General features: G+C 29.6%; 18 protein-coding genes and 1 riboswitch. Of the genes, 13 read left to right on the forward strand and 5 right to left on the reverse strand.

The features are described 5' to 3' along the window. Together KA468_RS06460 and KA468_RS06465 are read right to left on the reverse strand one after the other, a co-directional pair. Positions 1–860, reverse strand: an 860-nt coding sequence (locus KA468_RS06460) for a TIGR01777 family oxidoreductase (protein WP_291242121.1), incomplete at its 3' end; no start/stop codon positions are given. 79 nt (positions 861–939) lie between these two features. Then, the gene (locus KA468_RS06465) at positions 940–1,395 is read right to left on the reverse strand and encodes a DUF4442 domain-containing protein (RefSeq protein ID WP_291242122.1); all 456 of its coding nucleotides are present in this window, start codon (positions 1,393–1,395) and stop codon (positions 940–942) included. 200 nt (positions 1,396–1,595) lie between these two features. Between KA468_RS06465 and KA468_RS06470 the strand changes: the two genes are divergently transcribed. From KA468_RS06470 to KA468_RS06505, 8 genes are all read left to right on the forward strand, one after another. After that, positions 1,596–1,928 carry a PadR family transcriptional regulator gene (locus KA468_RS06470; protein ID WP_291242123.1) on the forward strand — a complete coding sequence of 111 codons (333 nt, stop codon included), beginning with the start codon at positions 1,596–1,598 and terminating at the stop codon, positions 1,926–1,928. Positions 1,929–1,931: 3 nt separating this feature from the next. Next, on the forward strand, positions 1,932–3,671 hold the full coding sequence (locus tag KA468_RS06475) for a PspC domain-containing protein (RefSeq protein WP_291242124.1): 1,740 nt from the start codon (positions 1,932–1,934) through the stop codon (positions 3,669–3,671). A 6-nt stretch (positions 3,672–3,677) separates the two neighbouring features. Then, entirely contained in the window at positions 3,678–4,385 is a 708-nt protein-coding gene (locus KA468_RS06480; RefSeq protein ID WP_291242125.1) for a head GIN domain-containing protein, read from the forward strand. A gap of 257 nt (positions 4,386–4,642) precedes the next feature. Beyond that, positions 4,643–5,482, forward strand: a complete 840-nt coding sequence (locus KA468_RS06485; RefSeq protein WP_291242126.1) for a DUF2807 domain-containing protein — start codon at positions 4,643–4,645, stop codon at positions 5,480–5,482. Positions 5,483–5,496: 14 nt separating this feature from the next. Next, complete coding sequence (locus tag KA468_RS06490; RefSeq protein ID WP_291242127.1) at positions 5,497–5,904, forward strand: hypothetical protein; 408 nt, start codon at positions 5,497–5,499, stop codon at positions 5,902–5,904. A gap of 84 nt (positions 5,905–5,988) precedes the next feature. After that, entirely contained in the window at positions 5,989–8,841 is a 2,853-nt protein-coding gene (locus KA468_RS06495) for a GH92 family glycosyl hydrolase (RefSeq protein ID WP_291242128.1), read from the forward strand. Positions 8,842–8,913: 72 nt separating this feature from the next. Next, positions 8,914–9,468: a DUF2975 domain-containing protein gene (locus KA468_RS06500; RefSeq protein ID WP_291242129.1), complete on the forward strand. Its 555-nt coding sequence runs from the start codon at positions 8,914–8,916 to the stop codon at positions 9,466–9,468. 3 nt (positions 9,469–9,471) lie between these two features. After that, positions 9,472–9,675, forward strand: a complete 204-nt coding sequence (locus KA468_RS06505; RefSeq protein ID WP_291242130.1) for a helix-turn-helix transcriptional regulator — start codon at positions 9,472–9,474, stop codon at positions 9,673–9,675. A 48-nt stretch (positions 9,676–9,723) separates the two neighbouring features. On the opposite strand, the gene KA468_RS06510 is transcribed toward KA468_RS06505, so the two are convergent. From KA468_RS06510 to KA468_RS06520, 3 genes are all read right to left on the reverse strand, one after another. Beyond that, the gene (locus tag KA468_RS06510; protein WP_291242131.1) at positions 9,724–10,257 is read right to left on the reverse strand and encodes a DUF4252 domain-containing protein; all 534 of its coding nucleotides are present in this window, start codon (positions 10,255–10,257) and stop codon (positions 9,724–9,726) included. A 4-nt stretch (positions 10,258–10,261) separates the two neighbouring features. Next, positions 10,262–10,783, reverse strand: coding sequence for a DUF4252 domain-containing protein (locus tag KA468_RS06515; protein ID WP_291242132.1), 522 nt, complete (start codon positions 10,781–10,783; stop codon positions 10,262–10,264). 113 nt (positions 10,784–10,896) lie between these two features. Then, positions 10,897–12,819, reverse strand: a complete 1,923-nt coding sequence (locus KA468_RS06520; RefSeq protein ID WP_291242133.1) for a TonB-dependent receptor plug domain-containing protein — start codon at positions 12,817–12,819, stop codon at positions 10,897–10,899. A 74-nt stretch (positions 12,820–12,893) separates the two neighbouring features. Next, positions 12,894–13,107: riboswitch (cobalamin riboswitch) on the reverse strand. 53 nt (positions 13,108–13,160) lie between these two features. Here KA468_RS06520 and KA468_RS06525 point away from each other — a divergent pair. The 5 genes from KA468_RS06525 (at position 13,161) to KA468_RS06545 (ending at position 17,006) form a co-directional block, all read left to right on the forward strand. Then, positions 13,161–14,291: an ABC transporter substrate-binding protein gene (locus KA468_RS06525; protein WP_291242134.1), complete on the forward strand. Its 1,131-nt coding sequence runs from the start codon at positions 13,161–13,163 to the stop codon at positions 14,289–14,291. 2 nt (positions 14,292–14,293) lie between these two features. After that, positions 14,294–15,322: an iron ABC transporter permease gene (locus KA468_RS06530; protein ID WP_291242135.1), complete on the forward strand. Its 1,029-nt coding sequence runs from the start codon at positions 14,294–14,296 to the stop codon at positions 15,320–15,322. A 108-nt stretch (positions 15,323–15,430) separates the two neighbouring features. Continuing rightward, positions 15,431–16,210 (forward strand): ABC transporter ATP-binding protein, encoded by a 780-nt coding sequence (locus KA468_RS06535; RefSeq protein ID WP_291242136.1) that lies wholly within the window; start codon positions 15,431–15,433, stop codon positions 16,208–16,210. A 36-nt stretch (positions 16,211–16,246) separates the two neighbouring features. Continuing rightward, entirely contained in the window at positions 16,247–16,408 is a 162-nt protein-coding gene (locus tag KA468_RS06540; protein ID WP_291242137.1) for a hypothetical protein, read from the forward strand. After that, positions 16,401–17,006 carry a zeta toxin family protein gene (locus tag KA468_RS06545; protein ID WP_291242138.1) on the forward strand — a complete coding sequence of 202 codons (606 nt, stop codon included), beginning with the start codon at positions 16,401–16,403 and terminating at the stop codon, positions 17,004–17,006. The genes KA468_RS06540 and KA468_RS06545 overlap by 8 nt, the downstream gene beginning before the upstream one ends. Positions 17,007–17,027 lie beyond the last annotated feature (21 nt).

The following is a 17,027-nucleotide window of genomic DNA, read 5'->3' on the forward strand; positions in this document are numbered from 1 at the left end:
AATTGAAACCCTGAATCAAGAATTTTTCTTGAGCTCACGTGTTGACTACTGGTTACAATTTGATGCATTTCTCCTAAAAGTAAACGCAACATAAATTTTGGCACATTCGGTAAAAACAAAGGTTTATGAATGGTTTTCGCAATAGCTTTTGTTAGTTCTTCATTAGTTGTGGGATATGGCGAAACCGCATTGTAAATACCTTCTAAATTGTTATCTATAACATATTTAAAAATAGCCACTAAATCATCAATATGAATCCAAGACACATATTGTTTTCCAGATGCCAAAGCAGCTCCAAAACCATATTTTATTGGCTTAGTCATTTCAACTAATGCGCCTGACTCTTTGGCTAAAACCACTCCAATTCTGATAGTGGTTACCAAAAGTGGTAAGGATTTAAATAAATTGGTGCTTTCTTCCCAAAGTTGCGTTACTTCACCTAAAAAAGAATCATCAATTTTCGAATCGTCTTCATTATAAATGGCAGTTAAATCATTTGGATAAATACCTACAGCAGATGCAGCAACAAACTGTTTCACTTTATTAGGATGAGATTGCAACGTTTTGAAAAGCAAATTAGCAGTTTGAACCCTGCTCTGTATTATTTCATTTTTATAAGCTTTTGACCACTTTTTTGAAACTGAGGCACCTGCTAAATGAATAATAACGGAAACATCTTCAAAAGCAGCAAGGTCAATTTCGCCTTTACCTGGATTCCAATAAAATCCTTTATAATTTGGCGTGTGTTCTATTTTACTTTTTGAAGTTGTTAAATAATGAATTACATGATTGTCTTTTTTAAGTAAAGTCACCATTTTTTTCCCTATTAGACCAGTTGCTCCTGTTATTAAAATGTTCATTTATATTATTTTATCACAAATTTACAATTAGTTATGCTTTAAGATTAAACATTAACTAAGATTAACAAATCTCTAAAAATTATATTCTTGATTTTATTGTCCATTGAAATTGCATTTCTGAAACTTGTTCGCCATTTTCATTTATTCCTATTGACGTTAACCAAATCGTTTGTCCTTCATTTGTTCGTATTGCATTCTCAATACATTCGGCAATTTCCTTTCCTTGATTACAGGTAAAAGTGATTTTACCCGTAGCCTTTTTTGTGAAAACAGCTTTATTTTGAGCTACAAGCATTGAAATATTTTTTCCGCTTTTTTTAATATGATACATTACTAAAGCACCAGTAGTAAATTCGGCTGCCATAGCTTGAACTGCAAAATACATAGATTTAAACGGATTCTGATTGAACCAACTATATTTTACTGAAACCTTACAATTTTCGGATGTAATTTGTTTTACCCGTACCCCACTCCAAAATGCGGATGGTAATTTAAAAAAGGTATATGCATTTAATTTGAAAGGTGTAAACTCCATATCTATTTATATTTTATGTAAAAATAAGAAAAAAAATAGTTGTGTACATCATTAAATTTAAATGTTAAAATTATGTTAATTATTAGTACTATGTAAAACAAGGTATCTGTTTTAAGATATATATTTGCATAAGAAAATAATGTACTAAGTAATGTACTGAATTTTAAATCGTTTTAACATGATTATAAAAACAAATTCAAATGAATATTGAAAACACAAAAGCTCAAATGCGAAAAGGTGTTTTAGAGTTTTGCATCTTATCTGTATTAAAAGAGAAAGACGCCTACACTTCTGAAATTTTGGACACTTTAAAAACCGCAAAATTACTTGTTGTAGAGGGCACGGTATATCCTTTATTAACAAGATTAAAAAACGATAATTTATTAAGCTATCGCTGGGAAGAATCTACATCGGGGCCGCCAAGAAAGTATTACGGCTTAACAGATGAAGGAAAAGAATTTTTAAAAGAATTAAACAACACTTGGAGTGAATTATCAGGTGCTGTAAACACAATAACTAATCAAAAAAAATAGGTCATGAACAAAACAACAAGTATAAATTTAGGAGGTTATTTCTTTCACATTGATGAAGATGCCTTTAGAAAATTAAGCAACTACTTTGATGCCGTTAGAAGTTCATTATCTCCTGATGGTAGAGAAGAAATTATTAATGATATAGAAAGTAGAATTTCTGAACTTTTTACAGAAAAATTAGGTACTACTAAACAAGTTATTGGCTTAAAAGAAGTTGATGATATTATAACGATAATGGGGCAACCTGAAGATTATAAAATTGAAGAAGAAACTCCAAAAAACGAAAACTCATTTGGTAACTTTACTAAATCAATTTACATAAATAAAAAATTATATCGAGATAAAGAAAATTCATTTTTAGGAGGTGTAATGTCTGGTTTAGGGCAATATTTAGGTGTTGACCCCTTATGGTTAAGAATCATAATGGTAATTTTATTTTTCGGCTTTGGTACAGGATTAGTGTTGTACATTATTTTATGGATATTAATTCCAGAAGCCGTTACTACTTCACAAAAATTAGAGATGAAAGGAGAACCTATAAATATTTCAAATATTGAGAAAAAAGTAAAAGAAGGTTTTAACGAAATTTCAGATAAGTTTTCAAATTTAGACCATGATAAAATGGCTACAAATGCAAAAAATGGAGCAGAAAAAATTGGAAATACAGTAAGTGAAATTGTTACGTCAATATTTAATGCAATTTCAAAAATAATAGGTGGATTTATAGTGCTTTTTACTTCTATGACCATAATTAGTGTAATTATTGGAGGAATTGCCATGATGTTTTTCTCATCTATGCCAGATAATTTCCTATACAATCACATTCACACTCCTTTTAGTTTTGAAACACCTATTTGGTTACAAGGCATATTGTTAATTTTAGTATTTGGAATTCCTTTGTTTTTCTTGCTAATCTTAGGTTTAAAATTAGTTTCAAACAGAATAAAATCAATTGGAAACAGCATAAGTTATTCGTTATTGGCTATTTGGATTATTGGATTGGGAGCAGTATTGTTTTTAACTATAAAAGAGATTAGTCAAAACGCATATACTGGAAAGGAAATCGAAAAAGTAGCCATTAATATAAAACCTTCGGATACTTTAAATATTAAATTCATTTCAAATAATTTATACAGTAAAGATATTTACGAACATGAAAATTTTGAGGTCATTCATGACGCTGCTGATAAAGCAATTATTTTTTCAAATAATGTATCTATAAAAATAGTAGAAACAAACGAACCAATTGCTTTTTTACAAATTGAAAAATCTGCAGAAGGAAGTAGTATTAAAAAAGCCAAACAAACGGCTGAAAAAATTAAATATAACGTTAAGATTGAAAACAACAATTTAATTTTAGATAATTATTGGATTACAGATTTAGCCAATAAAAAACATGACCAAGAAGTAGAATTGTTTTTGTATTTACCTAAAGGAACCATTTTTAAAGTAGATAAAAACTTCAAACACTTTGACAGATCTGAAAATGACTATTTCAACTTACATCATAGTTCAGATACTTATACATATATCGTTTCAGAAAACAAAGTGTTATGTATGAATTGTCCAATTGATGAAAACGACTATAACGATGTTGAAAATGACACCATTTCAAATTCAGAAGAAAATTCTGAAATTATATTAAATGAAGATGGGATTCTTATAAAAAAAGGAAATAAAACCGTTGAAAAAGAAAATGTAGAAAGCATTAAAATCAACAAAAATGGTATCACTATAAAATAACAAAAAATGAAAAATATATTTTATACATTCATAATTATTTCACTTTTTTCCTGTCAAGAATTTGTGAATCAAAAAAAAGGAAATGGACAGGTTACAATTAGTAAAAGAGAAGTTACCGAGAATTTCACAAAAATTGAAACCAGCGAAGCAATTGCTGTTGAAATTGAACAAGCCGAAAATAACAGTATTGAAGTTGAAACGGACTCTAATTTACAAAATCATGTTAAAACAACAATTTCAAATGGTGTTTTGAAAATAAGTTTAGATAAAAATATGATTGTTTGTAATGAACTAATTGTGCGAGTTAAAATAAAAGAATTAAAAGAAATTGAAACTTCCAGTGCGTCTTCAATAAAATCAAATACGGTATTTAAAGGCAAAAATTTAAATATTATTGTCTCAAGTGCCAGCACTATCGATATGGAAGTGGAATATGAAAACATAACCGTTGAAGCTTCTAGTACTGGTGACATAACGTTAAGAGGCAAAGCTTTAAAACTAGAGGCGAATGCTTCGAGTGCTAGTACAATTGATGCATCTGAATTAATGTCAAATGAAGTATTTGCAAAAACGTCAAGTGCAAGTGATATTAAAGTATATGCGATTGTGAAATTAGATGCAAAAGCGGAAAGCGCTGGAACGATAGCATCGGTAAAAAGACCAAGAGAATTAAGAAACGAAGAAACAAGCGGTGGCGAAATAACTATAGAATAATTTAATTAATTTTTAACATTCATTTCATAATTTATACTTAATTTTGCTACATATATTAACCTATATACCTTAAAAAAATATGATACAATTTGTAATTAAAATGATTGATATTGCCGTACAATTAGTAATTCAATTTATAGAAAGTATTTTTTAACAACCTTTTTTGATTCTAAAAATCTAATATCATAACACACAAATCCCGACTATTTCGGGATTTTTTTTAATATATTTGTACTTTAAATTAAAATTTATATAAAATGATAAAATCAATCACACTTTTCGTAATTACACTTTTTAGCTTTTCATTAGCGACAGCTCAAGCTAAATTAGAAAAAATAAAAGGTTCAAAAATTGTAACTATTTCTGTGAAAGAAGTAGAAGAATTTGAACATGTAGAAATTGAAGAATTTTTAGATGTATATTTTGTAAAAGGAGAAAAAACATCGATAGAAATTGAAGCCGATGATAATTTACATGACATTATTAGTTATAATGTTTTAGGAAAAACTTTAAAATTAACCGCGTTAAAGCAACCTGTTGGCGAGAAAAAAATGGCTATTAGAGTAAATTATAATGATAGTTTAAAAACAATTGTAGCACGACATGCAAGTAAAGTTAATGCTATTGCAGATATTGCATTAGCAAATATTACAGTTAAAAACTTTGATAAATCGCAATCTTTTTTAAATGTGAAATCTACCAATTTTACATTAATATTAACTGATAAATCTAAAGCGGAAATCAATGTGCAAGCAGAGAAATCTGTTGTAGAATTAAGTAAAGATGCTAATTTAAAAGCATTAATTGCTTCACCAGAATCTAAGGTAGATTTATACCAAAAATCGCAAGCTACTATTGAAGGTGATGCACAAATTGCAAAAATAAGATTGGATAATAATTCAAGTTTAGTAGCTAAAAAATTCACCGTAGTTGATATGGAATTAATTGCAGAAGGCTACACCTCTTGTTCAGTGAATGCTCAAAAAACTATTGAAATTTCGGCATCAGGAAATACACAAATTGATTTATTAGGAGAACCAAAAGTAGATTTAAAGATATTTACAAACACGGCTACTTTATCTAAAAAAATAAAATAAAGCAGTAACTTCTAATGAAAAAAGACATTATTATTCCTGAAGTAGAAAACGTATATGTGGTTGCCATAAAAGAATGGAATGAAGATTTTGGAGAAAACAGTTGGTATGCCTACTTATTAAACAATACTTCAGAAAAATTAGAAATGGCAATGGTAGTTTCAAATGCTTCAGGAGTACTGAATAATGAAGAAAGAAAAACAGGTTATTTCCGACATGCTTTTAATGAAGTAGCTCCTGAAACTGCTATTAAAATAGAATTATTAGAAAATAACGTTTTGCAATTAAACAATCATTTCATGCTTACGTATTTTCTTAACGGAAAATTATACGATAAAAACTTTACCTTTGAAGCAAATACCATCAAAGACGAAAACAACATAGAATTTCATACTATTAATCGTAAGGGTGTACTAGGCAAATAAACCTCATCTAACCGATTTAATTTCCTATAAAATTGCTTTTTTCAAATAGTTTGTTGAAATTTACATCAACAATATTATATCATCATGAAGAAAGCAATTTTATTTATACTACTTCCCACTTTATTATTCGCACAAGATTTCGCCAAACACGTCAACCCATTTATTGGAACCGGCGGACACGGACACACATTTCCTGGTGCAACTGTGCCTTATGGAATGGTGCAATTGTCACCAGATACACGAATTGATGGCAGTTGGGATGGCTGTGGCGGTTATCATTATGATGATAATACTATTTACGGATTTTCGCATACGCATTTGAACGGAACCGGTGTTTCAGATTATGGCGATATCATGTTGATGCCAACTATGGGCGAACCTTCGTTTGATAACAAAATCTATTCTTCTACTTTCTCGCATGCTAATGAAAAAGCTTCCGCTGGATTTTATGCAGTGAAATTAGACAAACACGATATAGATGTGCGATTAACGACTTCAACTCGTATAGGTTTTCATGAATATACGTTTAATAAAGACGGTCAAGCTAATATTATTTTAGATTTGAATCACCGCGATAAGCTTTTGGAAGGAACTGTAAGAATTATTGATAATAAAACCATTGAAGTCTTACGAAGAAGCGAAGCATGGGCAAGAAATCAATATGTGTATGCAAGAATTGAGTTTAATACACCTTTGTTGATTAATTTAAAAAGAGGGAAAAACAAACCTGAAAATTTACTTACAGGCGAAGATGTTGCAATTTCTTTCTCCAAACAAGTCAAAAAAGGTGAAAAAATACTTGTAAAAGTATCGCTTTCGCCTACGAGTTATGAAGGTGCCAAACTAAACAGTTCTGAAATCAAAAATTGGGATTTTGAAAAAGTTAAGAAAGAGGCAGAAACCCTTTGGAACAAAGAATTATCAAAAATTGAAGTTACTTCAAATGATGAGGATAAGTTAGCGATTTTCTACACGGCTTTGTATCACACGATGATGCAACCCAATATTGCACAAGATTTAGACGGAAAATACCGAGGAAGAGACAACCAAATTCATACAGCAGAAGGCTTTGATTATTATACGGTTTTTTCGTTATGGGACACGTTTAGAGGAGCACATCCTTTATATACTTTAATCGATAAAAAACGAACTTCTGATTACATCAATACGTTCATCAAACAATACGAACAAGGTGGCAGATTACCCGTTTGGGAATTGGCATCCAATGAAACGGATTGTATGATTGGTTATCATTCGGTTTCCGTAATTGCGGATGCGATGGCAAAAGGAATAAAAGGTTTTGATTACGAAAAAGCCTTTGAAGCCAGCAAAGCTTCTGCGATGCGTGATGTTTTAGGATTAGAAGCCTACAAGAAAAACGGTTTCATTTCGATGGATGACGAACACGAAAGCGTTTCTAAAACTTTGGAATATGCTTATGATGATTGGTGTATTGCACAAATGGCACAACTTTTAAACAAACAAGAAGACTATCAGTATTTCATGAATCGTTCTCAGAATTGGGAAAATATTTTCGATTGGGAAACGGGTTTTATGCGTCCAAAGAAAAACGGCGGTTGGGACAAACCTTTTGACCCAAGAGAAGTAAACAATAATTTTACGGAAGGCAATTCGTGGCAGTACTCCTTTTTTGTACCACAAGATATTGATGGAATGATTGAAGCGTATGGTGGAAAGGATAAATTTGAAGCCAAGTTAGACGCGCTTTTCAATGCTGAAAGTAAAACGACAGGTAGAGAACAAGTCGATGTTACCGGATTGATTGGACAATATGCACACGGTAATGAACCAAGTCACCATATGGCGTATTTATACAATTATGTAGGCAAACCAGAAAAAACGAAAGAAAAAGTACATTACATTTTAAATAATTTCTACAAAAATACTCCCGATGGTTTAATAGGAAACGAAGATTGCGGGCAAATGAGTGCTTGGTTCGTGTTGAGTGCAATAGGGATTTATGCGGTGACGCCAGGTCAAGAAACCTATAATATTGTTGAACCAATATTCAAAAACACAAAAATTAAATTAGATAAAATTCAAAGATTAAATTTCAAGGTGAATGAAGCTAAATTTCCTTTTATTGATTTTAATTTGGAAATTATCTTACATCCAATAAAAATTATATCACATACTCCTTATTCAAAAGTTCCTATAATTGAAGCTGCTAATAAATCTTTTAAAGATAAAATGCTAATTGAAATAAAATCTGATATAAATTCTGATATTGATGAATTATATTATTGGATAGATTCTGATTTAAAATTAAAAGATAGTTTGATTTTAAAGAGTAATATGATAAAGTATAATTCTCCTTTTGAAATTGAAAAATCATCTTCCGTATATGCATATTCAAAAGTTCAAATAAGAAAACTATATAGACCTAATGCTATAAAGCAATATATTAATAGTAACTTAATCTCTGCCCAATTCTTCAAAAAACCAAACAATTACAGCATCAACATCAAATCCAAATACAATCCACAATATCACGCTGGTGGTCCTGAAGGGTTGTTAGATGGTATTTTAGGTACTGAAAATTGGCGGAAAGGCGATTGGCAAGGCTACCAAAGTCAGGATTTTGAAGCGGTGGTAGATTTACAAGAAGTAAAAAGTATTACTGAAATTTCAGCACGCTTTTTACAAGACCAACGTTCGTGGATTTTAATGCCTACAGAAGTGGAATATTACATTTCAGATGATAATGTGAATTTTACCTATTTCGGTTCGATAAACAATACGTTAGACCCAAAAATAGAAGAAAACATTATTTTAAATTTCACTGCTAACGAAACCAATAACAAAAAAGCACGTTACGTAAAAGTTATTGCCAAGAACTTCGGAAAATTACCAGAATGGCATCAAGGTTTTGGTGGTGATGCGTTTATATTTGTAGATGAGATTACAATTAAATAAAAATACGTTTTTTATTGTTTATCAATAAAAAATTATTGATATTTGCACCATTAACTTAAATCTTATTGTATTATGGAATTTAAAATTAGTGCCAAGCAAATGCTAAACGTGTTAAAAATTATGTGTTGGATTATTTTTATTGGTCTATGTGTTGAAGCCGGCGGAATTCTTTTTAACATAGCATACACGACATTTTACAATCCAATAGGCGCTGGATTTTTTTGGAATCAAATCGATTTTTCTGATTTATATCAATTTGATAAAGGTTATTTTTTAGTTGTAACATCAATTATGAGTATTATTGCAATATTAAAAGCGATACTTTTTTACTTAATAGTGAAAATGCTTCACAATAAAAACCTTTCTTTAGCTAAACCTTTTAATCTAATTGTGAAAAAATTCATATTGATTGTCGCTTATATAGCTATTGGTATTGGATTTTTCTCTAATTATGGCGTTAGCTATACCGAATGGTTATCGCAACAAGGTGTGAAATTACCAAGTATTCAAATATTAAAATTAGGTGGCGCAGATGTTTGGTTATTTATGGGCGTAGTATTGATAGTACTTGCCTATGTTTTCAAAAGAGGTATTGAATTGCAAGAAGAAATTGATTTAACCGTTTAATCTATGGCGATTATAGTAAATTTAGACGTAATGATGGCCAAAAGAAAGATGTCATTAAATGAACTTTCCGAAAAAGTTGATTTAACGTTGGCAAATGTTTCCATTCTAAAAACCGGTAAAGCAAAAGCCATTCGTTTTAGTACATTATCAGCCATTTGTAAAGTGTTAGACTGTCAACCCGGAGATATTTTGGAATTTAAAGACTAAAAAAAATCCCAATACTTGTTTTGTATTGGGATTTCATATTTTAAAACCTTATTTCTTATTCACGAAGTTTAATATAGGTTTCAATTGCTCCATATCGATATTCGATTTTTGCAGAATACTTAAAAATTCCATTGCGTTTTCTGGTTTCATATCGTTTCCTAAAACTCGAACAACCGTAAAACCTAATTCTTTTTTGTTTCCAAACAAAATTAACTCGTCAATTTCTTTATTATCGCCAACTATCATTATAGAGGCGTTTTGCCCTACTCCATTTAATTTTATTAATGGTTGATACACTGTGTCTTTCAAAATTTCTTTAACTTCTTTTATTTCTTTTGTGTATTGCGCATTATTTTTTCCGTCTTTTTTAAAAGCTAAAATATTTACTTTATCAAACGATGCTAATGCCGCTTTTTCTGATGCAGATAACTTACTTTTATTAATATTTAAAATAGAAGATGAAACGTCTAATGACATAAATTCCTTTTTTTCGCCACTTTCCACAAAGTATTTTTGTAAAGAAGCTTCTTGTTTACAACTGAATGTAATGACTGCAATAGCAAGTAAAAATACCTTTTTCATCCGATTATTTTTTTTCAATTTTACTTAAAATATCGGCTCCTGGAAGATTTAACTTTTTTACAAGTAATGCAATTTCACTCAAAGGAAAATCGCCTTTTATAGATACAATTGATGTTTTTACACCATTAAAATTACCGTTTACCACAACTAAAACTTCTTTTACATTGGTTTCATTAGCATCTGTTTTTCCGTAAACTTTAATTACATTTCCATCTTGCGTAGATGTAGTAATTGTTTCTAATGGATTTGATTTTAAATACGAAGCAGCAGCTGCATTTAAATCGCCACTCAATTTAGATTGAGAGGTATAAACTGCTTGCAAATTATCTAATTTTTTAAGCAAGTTCATATATTGTTGCATTTCTTTATCCTTTGCATCCACTTTAACTTTGCTCATTAAATCGAACATTTTTTTAGAAACCACAATGCTTTCTACACCTTCTTTATCTTCTAATTTATCAAAAGCATTTTGAGAAAACACTAATGACGAAATCATCAAAGCAACATAAACAATAATTTTTTTCATAACTCACTATTTTTTAATTTGAATATCAAAATCTATTCCAAAGATTAGACTACATTAAAGTAAAATTGTTACATAAAACAGAAACGCAGCATAATCTTACGATTTAGAAAATTTTAAAACTTTAAATTGATTCCTAATTTAAAATTTCTTCCTCTTGCAGAATATCCAATATTTTCATAAAAATCTTTATCTAAAATATTTGTAACAGCCGTAAAAACAGATAATCTATTTGGTAATACCTCATAAGAAATATTCGAATTTAAGATTTGATACGATGCCAAAACGTTATTAACAGTAGCAAAAGTATTGCTATCAAAAAAAGCGTCGTTTCTGGATTCCACATATTGATATTGTGTATTCCAATGCATTTTTTTTGCTAAGTCTACATCAAATGAAACATTTACTTTATGCTTCGGTATTAATTTGCTTTGCGCTTCGGCAACTTGTGTAAACGTATAATTTCCATTTATAGATAAATAGGAAACGGGTTTGAATCCTAAATTAGTTTCAACACCTTTTGCAATAACTTGACTTGAATTATTAATATATTTCGATTCATAAGTGACTTCATCGGTAAAAAAGTCGTAACTATTTTCTTCTTCTCTATAAAAACCAACCGCATTAAATGAAATTTTATTCTGAAACAAATTTGTTTCAAAACCTGCTTCAATAGTAGTATTTTCTTCGGGTTTCAACTTTAAATTTCCATACGGAGAATACAATTGATATAACGAAGGCGTTATGTATGCCGTGCTATAAGAAGAAATTAACTTTAAGGGCATTGTTTTAAAGTTGAACGAAGGATTAAAATTAAAAGTAGTATAATTACCATATACATTATGATTGTTAATTCTTGCACCCGCATTAATATTTAGTCCAAAATTTGAATAATAAACTAATGTTGCGTAAGGATCAAACACGTTAAAGTTGGCTTGAGTATTTGTGATAGATTCAAAAGCGCTTTCTTCCAGCATATCCATAAACTGAAATTGCGTTCCAAGTATTAAAAAAACCTGTTTTGAAAAATTATATTTGTTAAATAAATCGGCATTCATACTTCTGGATTTGTAATACGAATAGTCAACACTGGAAGTCCAAGAACTGTAAGTGTCGTATTTTCTTTCCAAATTTGTATAACCTGTTACAAAATTTAATTCTCCTTTTACATATTTATATTTCGTGGTAAAACCTACCCTAAACTGTTCTGAAAAAGAAATGTTTGCCACTTCATCTGAAAAACTTCCGCCATCAAAAGCAGATTTTAATCGGTCATAATTAGCAAAAGCTTGAAAATTAATTTTAGAATTAAAATCGACACCTATTTTTTGCATAATATTTACTCTTGAAAAATTATCTGTTTCAAAATTTGTACCTGCGGCTTCACTAATTCCTTTTGTTTCGGTACTATTTAGTGATGTTAAATACGAAAAACGACCTTTTGTTCCATTTACAGAAAACCCTTGATTAAAATCTTGGGCACTTGTTTTTGTTTGATTGGCTACATTTTGTGTTCCTAAATTTATATAAGCAGTACCTTCAATTTCTTTTTTTACCGCTTTCTTTAATGAGATATTAATTAATCCTGTTGCGGCACCCGAACCATATAAAGTACTTGCGGCTCCTTTCATAATTTCTATACTTTCAATTTGCTCCACAGGTAACAAACGTAAGTCGTATTGCAAACCAATTCCTGAAGCATCTGTTACAGGAACACCATCAATTACAATTAATACTTGGCGACTTCTTCCGCCTCGAATATAATATGCTAAATTTTTTCCGGTTCCAGACTGGTTCCCATTTACTTCTACACCGGCTACTTGACTTAAAACATTGGCTAAAGATTGGCCTTTTTTGTTTTCTAAATCTTTTGCTGTAATTTTTTCAATAATTTTTCCTGATTTTTCTTTGCTTTGCGCAAATTTGGTGTCGGAAATTACAATCTCTTGGATTGTTTTTGACAGATTTTGTTCTTGAGCCATAGCAAAAGAAGTTACCAACGTAAAATACGCAGATAGTTTAATGAAATTACGTTTCATTTTTACAATTTTAATTTTCCAATATGGGAGAAAAGTATAGAATTACCCATACCCAAACCTTTTTTCCCGAAAGTTTGATATTCAATGAATGTGGCAGGTCTCCTGGCTTGCATATTAGTGTCTTCCTTCCCATCTCGTTTTAAGCGAAACAGTGGATTTGCAGATAACACTAACGTATAGTAGCATACAGTTGCGGGTACAGCTCAGGTATTTCACCTGATTCCCTTTTAATGAATTTCTATGTTATAGAATTTCAACCATAATCAGACCACAAAAGTAATTTATTAAAAATTAAAATCAAACTATATAAATATCTTTTACTTTTGTAAAAAATTACACCAATGTATAGGTCTCGAAAATTTGCTTTTATTTTACTTTTATTTGTTTTTATTCAGTGTAAGAATAATAATGAAAGCACATTAAAAAAAGTTTCGAACAACGAAATAAAACACGCAAAAGGGCTGTCAATTAGCACTAAAGATAATTATTCTGTAGTGGAAGTAAGTTCGCCTTGGCCAAATTCTAAAAAGAAATTTTTGTATATTTTAAAGAAAAAAAATGCTATTATTCCTGTAGAATATAAAAACGTGCCACAAATACAAGTTCCAATAAAAAATATTGTTCTAACATCAACTACGCATATTCCATCATTAGAAATGTTAGGTGAAGAATCAAAATTAGTTGGATTTCCAAATTTGAATTATATTTCTTCTGAAAAAGTTAGAAATTTAATTGATTCTGGAAAAATAAAAGAATTAGGAAGCAATCAAACCTTGAATACGGAAGTTCTGATTAATTTACAACCGGATATCATTATGGGCTATGGCTTAGACAATAGTAATCCAATTTTAGATAATTTAGAAAAAAATGGCTTAAAAGTAATTTTAAATGGCGATTGGAATGAACAATCTCCTTTAGGTAAAGTGGAGTGGATTAAACTTTTTGGTGTCCTTTTTGGAAAAGAAAAACAAGCAAATGCTATTTTTTCAACAATTGAAAATTCTTATAACGAAACCTTAAAATTAGTTGAAAATACTACTAAAAAACCAAGTGTTTTAAGTGGCTCAATGTATGAAAATACTTGGTATTTACCACAAGGCGAAAGTTGGGGTGCGAAATTTATAAGTAATGCCAAAGCAAATTATTTATGGAAACATACAAAAGGAACAGGTAGTTTGGCATTATCTTTTGAAAAAGTGTATAGTGAAGCTAAAAATGCCGATATTTGGTTTATAGATCAATACGTTTCTATGGAAGAAATTAAAAATGCAAATCCACATTATTCGGAGTTTAAAGCGTTTAAAACCAATGCTATTTATTCTTTTAGCAAGAAAAAAGGGAAAACTGGCGGTGTAATTTATTATGAATTAGCACCTAATCGTCCAGATTTGGTGTTAAAAGATTTAGTAAAAATATTTCATCCAGAATTATTACCTAATTATCAACTATATTTCTTCGAAAAACTTAAATAAAATTGAAAAAGAACAAGCAACATAAAATCCTATTTTCTGCTTTACTAATCGGTTTAGTAGTGGTTTTTTTACTAAATATTGGTTTTGGTCAAGTTGCCATTCCTTTAAAAGAAGTTGCAAAATCAATTTTTGGATTTGGAGAAGTAAAAGACACGTGGGAATACATTATTATCAATTTCCGTTTACCAAAAGCAATTACAGCTGCTTTAGTTGGAATTGGCTTATCAATTTCGGGTTTGTTGATGCAAACATTATTTAGAAATCCACTTGCAGGTCCTTATGTTTTAGGATTAAGCTCAGGATCGAGTTTAGGAGTAGCTTTTATTATTATGGGTGCTTCTTTTTTACCTGTTTTTTTAGCAGACCTATTTTTGTCAAATTTTGGAATAGTATTAGCTTCTATTTTAGGAAGTATATTTGTTTTATTCTTAGTTTTTATAGTTTCTAAAAAATTAAAAGACACCATGTCTATTTTAATTGTTGGCTTAATGTTTAGTAGTTTCACTGGAGCAATTGTTAGCGTTTTAACTTATTTTAGTACCGCAGAACAATTACAAAAATTCACATTTTGGTCTATGGGGAATTTAGGAAATTTAAGTTGGTTACAACTTTTAATTTTAAGTATTTCAGTAGTAATTGGTTTGTTTTTAAGTTTGTTTTCGATTAAAAGTTTAGATGCTTTTCTTCTTGGCGAAAATTATGCAAAAAGTTTAGGAATCAATATTAAAAAACAACGCAATTTAATTTTTATAGCAACAGGGATTTTAGCAGGAAGCATAACTGCATTTGTAGGACCAATTGCCTTTGTCGGCTTAGCCGTTCCACACATTTCAAAATTAGTATTTCAAACAAGTAATCATAAAATTTTATTTTTATCAACTATTATATTCGGAGCCCTAATTATGTTACTTTGTGATACGATTTCACAATTACCAGGTTTAGATTTTACTTTACCAATTAATGCAATTACATCAATTTTAGGAGCGCCAATTGTAATTTGGTTATTGATAAGAAAAAGAGGAATTAATTAAAATAATTACACAAAGTTTCACAGAGAAACACAGAGATTCGCAAAATATTTTTAAAAATAAAATCAAATAATCAGTTCAATCATAAAAATCGGCGTACCTATTAAATCAATGAATAATATCATACTTCACACCAAAAATCTTACTATTGGTTATACTTCCAAAAAAGAAGTATTAACCATTGCGAGTGATATCAATATTTCATTAAAAAAAGGTAAGTTAATTACATTAATTGGTGGAAATGGTATTGGAAAATCAACTTTATTACGAACAATTACTGCTATTCAAACACCTATTTCGGGTGACGTAATTTTAAACAATAAAAATCTTTTTTCAATTGAAAATTCTGATTTAGCTCAACAACAAAGTTTGGTTTTAACCGATAAACTACCAAGTAGTAATTTAACCGTTTGGGAATTAATTGCTTTAGGAAGACAACCCTATACCAATTGGATTGGCAATTTAACTGATGATGATTATTCGAAAATTAAAACAGCTGTTCAACTCACCAATATTGAACATTTAACAGAAAAAAAACATTACGAAATTTCAGATGGACAATTACAAAAAGTTTTAATTGCAAGAGCCTTAGCACAAGATACTGATTTAATTATTTTGGATGAACCCACAACCCATTTAGATTTGTTTCATAAAGTTTCGGTGTTTAAATTATTACAAAAACTGGCACACGAAACAGAAAAATGTATTTTATTTTCAACTCACGATATCGATTTGGCCATTCAGCTTTCTGATGAAATGATAGTAATGACAGAAGGTTTCTGTATTCAAGATCAACCTTGCAATTTAATTAAAAAAGGTGTTTTTGATACGTTATTTAAAGATGAGCATATTGTTTTTGATAAAACACACGGTAAATTTATTGTCAGATAAATTTTATATATTTGTAAGTATTTTAATTTAAAATTTATGAGTTTATTAGATTCAAATAATGAACCAAGTGAAGTTCAATTGAAAAAATTGATGAAAAACGTTTTGATTGACGTAAAGAAAAAAGCAAAAATTGCAAAAATGAATTTAAAAAAAATTCAAGAAAACGATTTAAAAATTGCAAAAGCTTTACATGCATAGCGAGTCTTCAAAACCAATTTTAATTGTTATTGCAGGTCCAAATGGTTCTGGAAAAACTTCTGTTACGAATCAATTATTAAAACATCATTGGATTGAAAATTGTGTTTACATAAATCCAGATCAGATTGCCGAAGACGAATTTGGTGGTTGGAATAATATTGACGCTATTTACAAGGCAGCTAAAATTGCTGAAGAAAGAAGAGAAAACTGTATAAAAGAGAACAAAAGTTTAATTTTTGAAACCGTTTTCTCCGCAAATGATAAAATTGATTTTATAAAAAAAGCTATCTCTAATGGCTATTTTATTCGTTTTTTCTTCATTGGAACAAATCATCCAGAGATAAATGCCAAAAGAATTACTAATAGAGTTTTAGAAGGAGGTCATGATGTTCCAATTACAAAAATAATTACTCGTTATTCTAAATCAATATCAAATTGTACAATAATTTCTAATATTGTTGATAGACTTTATGTTTATGATAATTCAATTGATTTTTCTGAAGCAAAATTACTTTTCAGAACTTCAAATGGAAAATTGTTAAAAAAATATAGCGATATTAACGAATGGGCAAAACCTATTTATAAATCAATCAAATAAATCTTCTTTCATTAAAAAAAG

The organism is Flavobacterium sp., from assembly GCF_017985075.1.
Lineage (GTDB): Bacteria > Bacteroidota > Bacteroidia > Flavobacteriales > Flavobacteriaceae > Flavobacterium.

Coding starts and splice junctions, on each gene's coding strand:
- KA468_RS06465 (WP_291242122.1), bottom strand. CDS start 1,395: ATGGAGTTTACACCTTTCAAATTAAATGCATATACCTTTTTTAAATTA.
- KA468_RS06470 (WP_291242123.1), top strand. CDS start 1,596: ATGAATATTGAAAACACAAAAGCTCAAATGCGAAAAGGTGTTTTAGAG.
- KA468_RS06475 (WP_291242124.1), top strand. CDS start 1,932: ATGAACAAAACAACAAGTATAAATTTAGGAGGTTATTTCTTTCACATT.
- KA468_RS06480 (WP_291242125.1), top strand. CDS start 3,678: ATGAAAAATATATTTTATACATTCATAATTATTTCACTTTTTTCCTGT.
- KA468_RS06485 (WP_291242126.1), top strand. CDS start 4,643: ATGATAAAATCAATCACACTTTTCGTAATTACACTTTTTAGCTTTTCA.
- KA468_RS06490 (WP_291242127.1), top strand. CDS start 5,497: ATGAAAAAAGACATTATTATTCCTGAAGTAGAAAACGTATATGTGGTT.
- KA468_RS06495 (WP_291242128.1), top strand. CDS start 5,989: ATGAAGAAAGCAATTTTATTTATACTACTTCCCACTTTATTATTCGCA.
- KA468_RS06500 (WP_291242129.1), top strand. CDS start 8,914: ATGGAATTTAAAATTAGTGCCAAGCAAATGCTAAACGTGTTAAAAATT.
- KA468_RS06505 (WP_291242130.1), top strand. CDS start 9,472: ATGGCGATTATAGTAAATTTAGACGTAATGATGGCCAAAAGAAAGATG.
- KA468_RS06510 (WP_291242131.1), bottom strand. CDS start 10,257: ATGAAAAAGGTATTTTTACTTGCTATTGCAGTCATTACATTCAGTTGT.
- KA468_RS06515 (WP_291242132.1), bottom strand. CDS start 10,783: ATGAAAAAAATTATTGTTTATGTTGCTTTGATGATTTCGTCATTAGTG.
- KA468_RS06520 (WP_291242133.1), bottom strand. CDS start 12,819: ATGAAACGTAATTTCATTAAACTATCTGCGTATTTTACGTTGGTAACT.
- KA468_RS06525 (WP_291242134.1), top strand. CDS start 13,161: ATGTATAGGTCTCGAAAATTTGCTTTTATTTTACTTTTATTTGTTTTT.
- KA468_RS06535 (WP_291242136.1), top strand. CDS start 15,431: ATGAATAATATCATACTTCACACCAAAAATCTTACTATTGGTTATACT.
- KA468_RS06540 (WP_291242137.1), top strand. CDS start 16,247: ATGAGTTTATTAGATTCAAATAATGAACCAAGTGAAGTTCAATTGAAA.
- KA468_RS06545 (WP_291242138.1), top strand. CDS start 16,401: ATGCATAGCGAGTCTTCAAAACCAATTTTAATTGTTATTGCAGGTCCA.